This window comes from Acinetobacter sp. AOR14_HL, from assembly GCF_027855175.1.
GTDB classification, from domain to species: domain Bacteria; phylum Pseudomonadota; class Gammaproteobacteria; order Pseudomonadales; family Moraxellaceae; genus Acinetobacter; species Acinetobacter calcoaceticus.
The window spans coordinates 200,967-212,295 of sequence record NZ_JAKTII010000017.1; the positions used below are offsets into that span (position 1 = coordinate 200,967).

Sequence of the window (11,329 nt, forward strand, 5' to 3'; positions counted from 1 at the left end):
CTTAGCTTTTAGAGAATTCGCCATGTCAGCATATACGATAATTTTTGCACCTATCGCTCAGGCAACTCGCTCGGAACAAGTTGTTGAACGCTTGGAAAATGCAATTATCTCTGGATTGCTCAAAAGCAATGAACAACTTCCTAACGAGGCGGATTTAGCTCGCTTAATGGGAGTGTCACCGATTACCGTTCGTGAAGCGTTAAATACTTTACGGGTAAAAGGTCTGATTGATACACGACGCGGACGAAACGGTGGAAGTTTTGTTTGTGAGTTACCTTCCGACTTACTCTTAAACAAACATCCTTTGCGTCAAGCTTCAAATGAATATCTTGCTGATTTAGGTGAATTTCATAGTGCAATTTTAAGCCATGGTGCCTATTTGGCAGCACAAAGAACCACTGAATATGAACTGAGCAAAATCAAAGAATTAATTGATCAATTTGAACAAGCCGTTGAAGCAGACACTCGTGCCCAGCTTGATTTACGTTGCTTGCTGACGCTCACCTCTTTTGCCCAATCAGCTCGACTGGCAAATCAAGAGTTAACCATACAAGCCGAATGGGCTCCGCTCATCGCAGTGCTTTACCAAGATGATCATTTTCATCAATTGGTCGTCGCGCAATACCACCAACTTTTATCATCTTTTGTTCAAGGCAATGAAGATGATGCTGTTATTCAAGCACGAAAAATTATTTCGATGCTAACAGACCAAATGCTTCGATATAAGTTATCTATCGAATAAAAATAATAAAACAGAGCGCTTATCAAATATCGAGTGAGAAATACGGAATTTTAGGAGTTATAGGAATGACCCAACATTTAGATATAGAAGAGCTTCAAAATTTGTTAAAGACGGTGGTTGAGGAAACGACAGCCATTACAGAAAAACTGGCAGCTAAAGCGAGCAAAATTCTCTCAAAACATGAACCTGAAAAAACAAAAGACGTTAAGCTTTCAGGTTCAGAACGTTCAGCTTTGCAAAAAGAAATTAAAAAGGCATTACAGGAAAGCCATTACAGTCAAGGTATCGGCTTTGCAAGTTATAGCCCTGCAACGCAAGAAGAACAAGATTATTGGACACTCGAATGGTGGTATAAAAAAGAAGATCAGTTACAACAAGCCAAACTTGAAAACTATCAAAATGCTCAGCGATTTTTAGATTTTCGCTCATTCGAATGGTTCCATAAACCAGCTCAAAATAAAAGTCCGTGCATCCATGGGCCTTATGTCGATTATATTTGCAATGGTGCATACACCATCACTCTTGCCCATCCGGTCATGATTCGCGATCAATTTATCGGTGTGATTGCCACCGACATTTTAGTTTCCGCACTCGAAAAACTTCTCATGCCGAAGCTTAAAAACATTAAACAAAAAGCAATCGTGATCAACGATTCTTCTCGAGTCATTACTTCAAATGACGTCACGATCAGGACAGGCACATTATTTAGAGAACAAAGCCCCGAGCAGGTTCTCTCACGACCGTGTCAATCTTTTCAACTGGTCGTTATCTAGAGTGAAGTCAAAAATACTAAATATTTGACCTTGCTTTAGGGCATCACCAAAGCGAAACAGCACCTGAAGCCTCTGGGTTTTGTTCAAACTTTCTTCAAACAGACTTGCTCATTCAGGTCTTGGGGAAGTTTTGGCTCAAAAATAGCATCGCTTTTCCGGATGAAAAGCAAAACAACGAAATTTGAGGTTGAAATGACATGGAAAATAAAACGTCTTCCTTAAAAAAACTGTCTCTTTGGCAAGTCACGATTATTGGTATTGCCTACATGACACCAATGACAGTGTTTGATACTTTCGGCATTGTCTCTGGAATTACCAATGGTCACGTGCCACTTGCATATTTACTCGCACTTGGTGCTATGTTACTCACCGCTTGGAGCTATGCAAGATTCAGTAAAACTTCAGAAAAGTCAGGCTCGGCATATAGCTATACTGCTGAAAGCCTAGGCCCTAAAAGTGGCTTTTTTGTCGGCTGGTGCTCCCTACTCGACTATCTGTTATTACCACTCATTAATGTTTTGCTTGCCGCAATTTATCTCACTGCCCTCATTCCAAGTCTGCCTTACTGGTTTTGGGTGCTTGTATCGGCGAGTCTTGTCACTTTAGTAAATTGTTTCCGTATTCGCTTACTGGCCAATTTAAGCCTGTTGTTTGTGTTTGCACCCATCATACTCATGGTTATCTTTGTTTATTTAGTGATTCAGGGTATTGGCTCTACTCAAGGTTATGAGCATGTGCTTACCTTGGCTCCACTCTGGCACGAGCACCAATCTTTACTACCACTCGTTGCGGGTGCCTCAGTTTTGTGCTTTTCATTTTTAGGTTTCGACGCAGTCACAACGCTTTCAAATGAAACCAAACAACCCACCAAAAATATTCCCCGAGCAGTCATGTTAACGACTCTCGCAGGTGGGCTTATTTTCTTTACTGCTGCTTGGTTTATTCAGCTTTATTTTCCAAACAATCTTCGCTTTCAGCATCCTACTGAAGCGCTTCCTGAAATTGTGCTTTATGTCGGCGGGGCTTTTTTCCAGTCCATATTCTTATGCGGGCAAATTATGAACACTGTTGCCTCTGGCCTAGCCTCACATGCCAGTGCTTCACGTTTACTGTATATAATGGGCACTGACAATATTTTTCCTAAAAAGTATTTTGGAACAATTCATATCTCCTTAGGTACACCATTTTTCTCGGTTTTATTTGTTGGTCTTATTTCGATGTCCGCGGTTTTTCTAGATTTAGCACAAGTCGTAAGCCTTATCAGCTTTGGTGCTCTAGTCGCTTTTACAGCCGTAAACTTCTCGGTTTTTATGAAATTTTATATTAAAGATAAACAGCGCTCAGGGTTTAAAAATAAATTTCTAAACCTATTTTTGCCGCTTATATCAGTCATCAGCATTATTTGTCTCTGGCTTAACCTTGACTCATCTTCACTGACTTTCGGATGTTTCTGGTTATCTTTAGGCATTCTTTTATTTATCTATAAAACGATTAAAAAACAAAGTATTGCAATTAGTAATGCTTACTAATTTTTAAGGAACTTCATCATGAATATTATTTCTAAACCCCAGTTTTTAAAAGACGTGGAATATAAACCAAGTAAATCTCTACAAGTGGGCAAAGAATGGAGCTGGTTAAATCCAAAACATGCAAAATTTGACACAACAACGGTAGAAGGCACATCAGTAGATAATCCAGCGAACTACTATGAAAGCTCGCTTTCTGATTGGCATACATTTGACAGTTTACAAGCTGATATTGAATGCGATGTGGTGGTTATTGGCGGTGGTTTATTAGGTTCATCAAGTGCATTACATTTAGCTGAACAAGGCGTAGATACCGTTTTATTAGAAAAAAATCGTATTGGTAGTGCAGCCTCTGGCAGGAATGGCGGACAACTCACCCCAGGTTTAGCTCGCTGGGAAGCTCAAGAAATGGCCGATCGATTAGGTTATGAAGATGCAAAAAAACTGTGGCATTTTACCTCAACTGAAGCGATGAAACTGATTGATGACATCTCAGAAAAATACCAGCTCAACTTTGACCGAAAATACGGTCATATTACTGCCGCCGTTCATGAAGGACATTTAGTGGGTCTAACCCAAGGTGCCGATGCACGAAAATATTTAGGTGAAGACCATACTCGAATTGTGGGTAAACATGAACTCATGGACTATATTAAGTCTGATTATTATACGGGTGGTTTAATTGATGAGTTGGGTGGACAAATTCATCCTTTAGCTTTAAACCGTGGCTTAATTTATGGATTTTGCCAAAATGGTGGTTCTGTTTATGAGCAAACAGAAGTCATTTCGATAGAAGAAAAGGCAGATGGTATTTATGTTCAAACAGCAAATGCTGTCGTGAAAGCTAAAAAGTCTGTGGTGTTGGCAGTACACCATGCTTCTTTTAAACTTTTATCAGAACAAAACAATACCACTATTCCGTTTTATACCTATGTTGCGACCACCGCTCCGCTAGAGCTTGATACAAAAGAGCTTCTGCCATTTGGGCATCCGGTTTACGACACGCAGTTCCAGATTGATTACTACCGCCCCGTATTTAACAACCGCTTACTGTTTGGTGGTCAAGGCACTGGAACGTGTTGGGGCCCAGAGAAAACTTTAAATTATCTAGAACATCGAATTCATACAGTATTCCCTCAAATTAAAAATCTAGAGATGGATTTTGTCTGGAGCGGAACGACTGATTTAACGGTAAATGGTGCTGTCGATAGCCGTAAGTTTGGCAATAAATTCCCAATTTATGCTGTTCACGGCTGGAGCGGTCACGGCGTTGCACAGACGGTGCGCATTGGTAAAGCCATCGCAAGTGATTTTGTTGGGCAATCTAACGACTTTGAAATGTTATCTAAAATTGACCATCAAAATATTATGTTTGGCCGCACACTTGCACCCGTTGTTATTCCATTAGCCAAAAGCATGTATGGAATCGGTGCAATGTTAAACCCCGGCAAAATGGTTTCTTTCTAATCTTAAAAAGATCTCTGTTTCTAAAAAAGGATTCGTGCAGTTTTGCGCGAATCCTTTTATTTACCTGAGTAAAATCCTTTTCAAATTAGGTTATCCCTAGCCAATCTATTACAATAGCATCAGCTTTTTTATTCAGCGCATATATTTTGAGCAACTCATCTTCCCAATTAAAACGCGGACTTAAAAATCGTCACATCCAGTTAATCGCTATGGGTGGTGCTGTCGGGACAGGTTTATTTTTAGGTTCTGCACAAGTCATCCAGTCCGCTGGTCCTTCTATTATTTTAGGTTATGCCATTGTCGGTTTGGTCGCATTTTTAATTATGCGCCAAATGGGTGAAATGATCGTAGAAGAACCGGTTGTCGGCTCTTTTAGTTACTTTGCACAAAAATATTGGGGAAGATTCCCCGGGTTTTTATCGGGCTGGAACTATTGGGTGGTCTATATTCTCGTTGCAATGACCGAGCTGACAGCGGTCGCTAAATATGTGCATTACTGGTGGCCCCATATTCCCGCTTGGATATCAGCCTTATTTTTCTTTGTTCTAGTCACTTGTTTGAACTTGGGCAATGTTAAATTTTATGGCGAATCTGAATTTTGGTTAGCCATTATTAAAGTCGCTGCTGTCATTTCGATGATTGTGTTTGGTCTATATTTATTGCTTACAGCGGGTAGCGACTCATTAGCTAGCTTTTCAAACTTATGGCAGCATGGCGGATTTTTCCCACATGGGTTCTCGGGCCTATTTTATATGCTCGCTTTCTTAATGTTTGCTTTTGGCGGTATTGAACTGATTGGGATGACTGCTGCTGAAGCTGAAAATCCAGAAAAAAGCATTCCACAAGCGATCAACCAAGTCATCTTTCGAATTTTGATTTTTTATGTTGCTTCACTTGCCATCATTATGTCACTTATTCCGTGGAATCAGCTTGACCTTGGTGGTTTAGATAAAAGTCCATTTGTCATGATTTTCAGCCAACTTGGTATTGGTTGGGCAGCACATTTACTTAACTTTATTATTTTGACTGCTGCGCTTTCGGTTTACAACAGCGGCATGTATGCCAACAGCCGTATGTTATATGGGCTTGCAGTACAGGGCCATGCTCCAAAAGTTTTTGCACAAGTGAGCAAACAAGGTGTTCCTAAAGCTGCTGTTATCTTCTCTTCTATTCTGATTTTTGGTTGTGTATTACTTAACTATTTCGTACCAGAAGAAGCTTTAAGCTACCTCATGTACATGGCCGTAACTGCACTGGTTTTAAACTGGGCAATTATTAGCTTTACCCATTTGAAGTTTAAACGTGCGATGAAACTTGAAGGTAAAGCTGTCAAATTTCCTGCGCTATTTTCGCCTTTGAGTAACTATATTGTTTTAATTTTCATTGGCATGATTTTATATATTATGTGGACTCAAGGATTTGAAAAATCGGTGATTTTACTTCCGATCTGGATCACTTTCATGTTTGGGCTATATAAATTTTTAAGTTGGAAAAAAGCACTCTAATATTCAAAGAAGGCTTATTCAAACAGGATAAGCCTTTTATCATTTAACAGCTCATCACCCTAAATAACTTCAGAAAATTTACTCAAAAAACCATTCACATTCTATTCATCATTGCTGAATAGCTCTCTGCTAGGCACATTGATATGTAACCCTTAGTCATTCTAAACATTGGTATTTAATGGGATAATTATTAAAGTACAAGTGTTTACATGATCTATAAATATTTGCGCTCATGTTCAGCTAAAATCAAAGCAGACCAGTTTATTGTTGCAATCACTCAATAGGCAAAAGACACTTCATCGAAAGACAGGTTCTTTACCCACTTTACTGATTTAGCGCCGTCAACTGTGTCACTCAATGATGAAAGACAGGAAATTTTATGGAAAAAACTCTGCAATGTCCTAAGTGTGGTTCTACAGAAGTTGAAGCACGTGACCATGACAAATTACTTAGAACAACTGGCGGTGTTTTACTGACAGCTGCTGGCACAACGGCAGGTACTGTAGGTGGTGCGGCAACTGGCGCTTCTGTTGGTGCAGCTATTGGTACGATTGCTGGTCCTTTAGGTGTGATTGTTGGCGGAACTGTAGGAACTTTTGTCGGTGCAATTAGTGCAGGAATCACTGGCGGTGTGGTTGGTAATATTTTTGGTAAAAAAGCGGGCGTGATGATCGATAAGAACATTTTTCAGGACTACCGCTGCCTAAAATGTAAATACCGTTTTAAACAAAAGAAGTAGATCAAATTAAGTAGGAGAACTAGTTGCTCTAGCTCTCCTGCTTAACCAAAAAATTTATACGCCATGTGGAAGAATAAATTTTTTATATAGCGCTCCATATAATTAATATATGAAGCAGCCTATTTTCAATAAATTAACACTTTGCTAAGAATTTAATTTACTTAGCTACAACACCATCTTGTTGATACTTCGGTGAACGTGGGCCATATAGCAACCCCATACCCGGATTATAAGTCGTCGGGGTAAAAAGTTGAGTATTTACCATACTTGCTAATGGATAAGCCCGATCAGTAAAGCTGCCAGCAATCTGTTCAACTAAAGCACCAACGACCATTCCGATTAAACCAGCGTTGCCATCATTACTTGCTTGAACAAGTTTTTTCTCACCTGTCCAAATCACATCTCCAGTTTTTAAATCAACAAGCTTTGCATCAGCACTTACTGTAGCGACACTTTGAATCACTTGATATTTAGAGCCATATTCTTTAATGCGAATATATAAAGCAGCATCTGCGCCAAAAATCTCTTGTAATTTCTGAGGTGCAATAGACTGAGCATCGCTGCCATTAGTAACACCATTCTCTTTAAACATATTGTCTACAACAGAGATTGGAAAAACGTAATAGCCAGCTTCTGCAACAGGCGCCACCACAGTAGGCCAATAACTATAAGTCGCTTTTACATCAGGCGAATCATTGACTGGCGGTAATACCAAAATCGATTTTGGCATATGCGCTTTATAAGCCGTAATATCTTTATTGGGCGGTGGAGTAACAGCACATCCCGTAAATGCAAGGCTAGAAATAACCAAACCAGCAATTAAAAATTTCTTAATCATGATTTTGTATTCCCACCATTAGCATTCATTTTTTGCAATAAACGATCCATTAAAACTGTAGACTCTGGATATACTTGACGTTCAAGCTGGAAATACTCGATTGCTTTTTGAGAATTATTTTCTTGTAAATATAATAATCCCAAATGAGCATATAAACCTGGTGGAACGGCTAAGCCCTTACCTTTAGTTTTTTCAATTTCAGCTTCTAATTTTGTGATTTGCGAACTAGGTGTAGCTTTCTCAGGTGCGTTATACATCAAATAGGTTTGATGAGTATAAGTTCCCCAATTATATAAAGGTTGAGGACCTGCGGCACAACCAACCAATCCCATAGCAAGAAAACTGCTTAAAAGAATTTTTTTCATCTAACACATATCCAAAATTATTGAACTGACCAACGGTTATTTTGAATATCTGCTACTAGATTATTAACTGCTTCACGAACAGCTAAATCGAGTACTTTGCCATTTAAAGTAGAATCATAAGAAGCTGTAGAGCCAAAACCTAATACTTCACGAGCACCTAATGCATATTCACCTGCACCCTGTACGGAATGCACAACTTCTGATGTTTTTACATCAACAACATTTAAATTAACTTTTGCATAAGCAACTTGCTCTTTACCGCGACCTAAAATACCAAATAACTGCTGATCGCCTACTTCTTTACGACCAAACTCAGATACATCACCAGTAATGACATAACGAGCGCCTTTAATAGATTGGCTTGTATTGCTATAACCAACTTCTTGTTTAATCTCAGATAAGTTGTCGCGATTTAAAACTGTAAAATAACCAGTTTGCTGTAAATGTGTCTCAAGAATAGTTTTCGCCTGCCCACCTAGACGATCTACATTGTCAGAGAAAACACCTCTCATATAACTAGAGCGATTATCAAACTTACCAATAGAAACTGGAGCTTTTACTCCCGTATATTTAATTTGAGATGTAGCTACAGCCACTTGTGGGCTTTGGATCGTTCTTGAAGTTTCAGTAGTTGAACAGGCAATTAAACTGAAAGAACTTAACGTAGTAATGATTAATATTTTTTTCATGTTTACTCTATAATGGTTACAAAATATAAAGAATACATATTATATACAAAAAGACTGTCAAACAATCCAGCAATTTAACCATTGAGTAAAAAATGCTATTTTTATTTTAGAAATATTTAATTAATAAAAAACTCCTATTTTTATAGGAGCTTTTTGAATTTGGTTACAGTGCTATATGTGTGCAAGTAATCTTATAAAATATTATAAATATAATGATAAATCGAACAGCGATTATTGCTGGCCTTAGCTAAGCTTTTTAGTATCTTTTCTTAGCTCTGTTCTCACCACACCTACCCTAAAGTAATAAAAAAATAATCTAAAAGCCTTCCTCTTTCATCTGGCTTGTTTGGATCTAAAAGCTGAACCATTGCCCCATCAATCACAAATAAAAACATGTGTGCATCTTGTTTTGAAGCATTTTCATTCGTTGTTAAAAGCAACTTATAGATTTCATTAATGAACCAGTTCCGATATTCAACTACGGTCTGATAGGCCTTTGGATGTGTTTTCGCAATTTCAAAAATGGCTTTAAACGGCAAATGGTAAAGCCCTTCTAAGTCGGCATGTAAAAAGTAAATCTTGCGCAGTTTTTCAACTAGGGTTAATTCTTTTCGAACATGGATAATTGAAATTACCTCTTGTTTAAGGCCATCTTTTTGAAAGGTTAGGCTCATTTCAATGAGACGTTCTTTTGAATGAAAGTAATTATAAAAAGTAGCTTTGGGCACTTTTGCCGACTCGATAATTCGGTCTACTCCGACGTTATGAAAGCCGTATTTATTAAAGAGAAATCTTGAAGTGTGAAGCACGCTTAAAGCACGAAATGGTAGGTCTGAATGTGGCATAGTTTTACCGTTATAGAAAATTATTGTTGTATATAAATGAGATATAAAAACCGCTGCCGTTTTTTGGGAGAAAAAAAGGCATAGCAAAGCCCATAAAGACTGTGCTTGGCACATCTCAAGTTTTATTGTTGATTAAGTTTTTTGGTCGTGATGATTTAAAGCTTGAAAAGCCTATAGCCCATCAAACTGCTTTAAAATTTTAAGTTGTGTCGTTATAGCTTTTGACAAAGGCTGCCAAGAAATGATGAATGTGCAAAGCCAACTCCTTTTTATTGGGAGTTCTGCCAAAACATTATAAATTATGGTGGCAGAACGAAAGAGGGTTAGCAGACTGGTTTCGACTCCAGCACACCCGAGGGTGTCCCTCTCCCGTCCTGAACTGCACCCCATAAGTTAGACTTTTTAAACTTATAAGGTGTGACCTATGCCAGTTCCAAAGCATTCAAAAGAGTTAAAACTCAAAGTAATTCAGGCTTATTTAGATGGTAGTAAAGGCTATAAAATTCTTTCCAAAGAGTTTAATGTAGATCTCCAAACCATTCGGTTATGGATTGAAAACTATAAGGCACATGGTACTGATGGGCTTAATATTAAAATTCAAAAAACTTATTATTCTTCAGAATTTAAAATCAATGCAATACAAATGCTTCTTGATAAGATACCCGTAAGAGAAGTAAGAAGACGGTTAAATCTGAGCGGGACGTCAATTTTAAGAAGATGGCTAGCTCTGTATCATAAAGAAGGGATTGCTGGGTTTAATACTAAACGGACTTATACCAATATGACTAAGCAAGATAAAACTAAAACAGTGAAACCAACAAGAGATGATAAAGACAAGTCTCAGCAAGAGCTCATTGATGAGCTTACAGCTTTACGCGCAGAGGTCGCTTTTTTAAAAAAGCTAAAAGCCTTAAAACTGAAGCAACGTACTTAAATTCAATTTGTACTGCAGACAGTGTTCAAATTATTTCAGAATTAAGGCAAATTTATCCATTAAAGCTCTTACTCAGTATTGCCAAGATAGCCCGTAGTACTTATTTCTACCACATGAAAGCTATACGCTCTAATGATAAATATACTGAGTTAAAACAGCAGATTAAGTCCATATACCATAAGCATAAGGGATGCTATGGCTATCGTAGAATTACTCTTGCTCTGAAAAGTACAGGAATAATGATTAACCATAAATGTGTATATCGACTCATGAAAACTATGGGACTTAAATCACGTATCAGAGCACTAAAATATCGCTCATATAAAAGTGGTTGTGTCGGGATAGTGGCTGATAACGTTTTACAACGGCAATTTAAAGCAAATCGACCAAATCAGAAATGGGCAACTGATGTAACGGAATTTAATGTGAACGGTGAAAAACTTTACCTATCCCCGATTATAGATTTATTTAATGGGGAAATTATTACATTCCGAATCCAACGCAAACTCAATTATGAGTTAGTAAAAGATATGCTCATTCATGCTTTGGCTAAACTTAAACGACATGAAAAACCAATTCTCCATTCCGATCAAGGATGGCAATATCAAATGGCTCATTACCAACAGCAATTAAAACAACAGGGTTTAATTCAAAGTATGTCTCGTAAGGGAAATTGTTTGGATAATGCTGTAATAGAAAGCTTCTTCGGAATATTAAAATCGGAGTGCTTTCATGGTGAAAAATTTCAATCAATTGATGAATTAGAGAAAACCATACAAGAGTACATTCATTATTATAATCATGAGAGAATCAAGGTGAAGTTACAAGGTTTATCCCCTGTACAATATAGAAATCAGTTTTTAAAAACTGCTTAATTAGCTGTCCAACTTTATGGGGTCAGATTAT

Annotated in this window: 12 protein-coding genes; 8 read left to right on the forward strand and 4 right to left on the reverse strand. The window is 37.9% G+C overall.

The window, feature by feature from the left end:
• Positions 1 to 22: 22 nt before the first annotated feature.
• The 6 genes from MKL38_RS16950 (at position 23) to MKL38_RS16975 (ending at position 6,752) form a co-directional block, all read left to right on the forward strand.
• Positions 23 to 742, forward strand: a complete 720-nt coding sequence (locus MKL38_RS16950) for a FadR/GntR family transcriptional regulator (protein ID WP_270903870.1) — start codon at positions 23 to 25, stop codon at positions 740 to 742.
• Positions 743 to 807: 65 nt separating this feature from the next.
• Positions 808 to 1,515, forward strand: coding sequence for a cache domain-containing protein (locus tag MKL38_RS16955; protein WP_003652778.1), 708 nt, complete (start codon positions 808 to 810; stop codon positions 1,513 to 1,515).
• 197 nt (positions 1,516 to 1,712) lie between these two features.
• Positions 1,713 to 3,044, forward strand: coding sequence for an APC family permease (locus MKL38_RS16960; protein ID WP_198496246.1), 1,332 nt, complete (start codon positions 1,713 to 1,715; stop codon positions 3,042 to 3,044).
• Between the two features lie 18 nt (positions 3,045 to 3,062).
• Positions 3,063 to 4,508 carry an NAD(P)/FAD-dependent oxidoreductase gene (locus MKL38_RS16965; protein ID WP_270903871.1) on the forward strand — a complete coding sequence of 482 codons (1,446 nt, stop codon included), beginning with the start codon at positions 3,063 to 3,065 and terminating at the stop codon, positions 4,506 to 4,508.
• A 146-nt stretch (positions 4,509 to 4,654) separates the two neighbouring features.
• Positions 4,655 to 6,013, forward strand: coding sequence for an amino acid permease (locus tag MKL38_RS16970; protein WP_270903872.1), 1,359 nt, complete (start codon positions 4,655 to 4,657; stop codon positions 6,011 to 6,013).
• Positions 6,014 to 6,392: 379 nt separating this feature from the next.
• Positions 6,393 to 6,752 (forward strand): hypothetical protein, encoded by a 360-nt coding sequence (locus MKL38_RS16975; protein ID WP_004641933.1) that lies wholly within the window; start codon positions 6,393 to 6,395, stop codon positions 6,750 to 6,752.
• 157 nt (positions 6,753 to 6,909) lie between these two features.
• Here the strand turns inward: MKL38_RS16975 and MKL38_RS16980 are convergent, their stop codons facing one another.
• The 4 genes from MKL38_RS16980 to MKL38_RS16995 form a co-directional block, all read right to left on the reverse strand.
• Complete coding sequence (locus MKL38_RS16980) at positions 6,910 to 7,590, reverse strand: DUF799 domain-containing protein (RefSeq protein WP_049837733.1); 681 nt, start codon at positions 7,588 to 7,590, stop codon at positions 6,910 to 6,912.
• Entirely contained in the window at positions 7,587 to 7,955 is a 369-nt protein-coding gene (locus MKL38_RS16985) for a DUF4810 domain-containing protein (protein ID WP_005048275.1), read from the reverse strand. Before MKL38_RS16985 ends, MKL38_RS16980 begins: the two co-directional genes overlap by 4 nt.
• Positions 7,956 to 7,972: 17 nt before the next feature.
• The gene (locus MKL38_RS16990) at positions 7,973 to 8,644 is read right to left on the reverse strand and encodes a CsgG/HfaB family protein (protein ID WP_004641929.1); all 672 of its coding nucleotides are present in this window, start codon (positions 8,642 to 8,644) and stop codon (positions 7,973 to 7,975) included.
• 290 nt (positions 8,645 to 8,934) lie between these two features.
• A complete protein-coding gene (locus MKL38_RS16995) occupies positions 8,935 to 9,489 on the reverse strand; it encodes a TetR/AcrR family transcriptional regulator (RefSeq protein ID WP_270903873.1) in 555 nt (184 codons plus the stop codon).
• A 424-nt stretch (positions 9,490 to 9,913) separates the two neighbouring features.
• Here MKL38_RS16995 and MKL38_RS17000 point away from each other — a divergent pair, with 424 nt between their 5' ends.
• Positions 9,914 to 10,423, forward strand: a complete 510-nt coding sequence (locus MKL38_RS17000; protein ID WP_270902241.1) for a helix-turn-helix domain-containing protein — start codon at positions 9,914 to 9,916, stop codon at positions 10,421 to 10,423.
• A 5-nt stretch (positions 10,424 to 10,428) separates the two neighbouring features.
• On the forward strand, positions 10,429 to 11,298 hold the full coding sequence (locus MKL38_RS17005; RefSeq protein WP_270902571.1) for an IS3 family transposase: 870 nt from the start codon (positions 10,429 to 10,431) through the stop codon (positions 11,296 to 11,298).
• Positions 11,299 to 11,329: the final 31 nt, after the last annotated feature.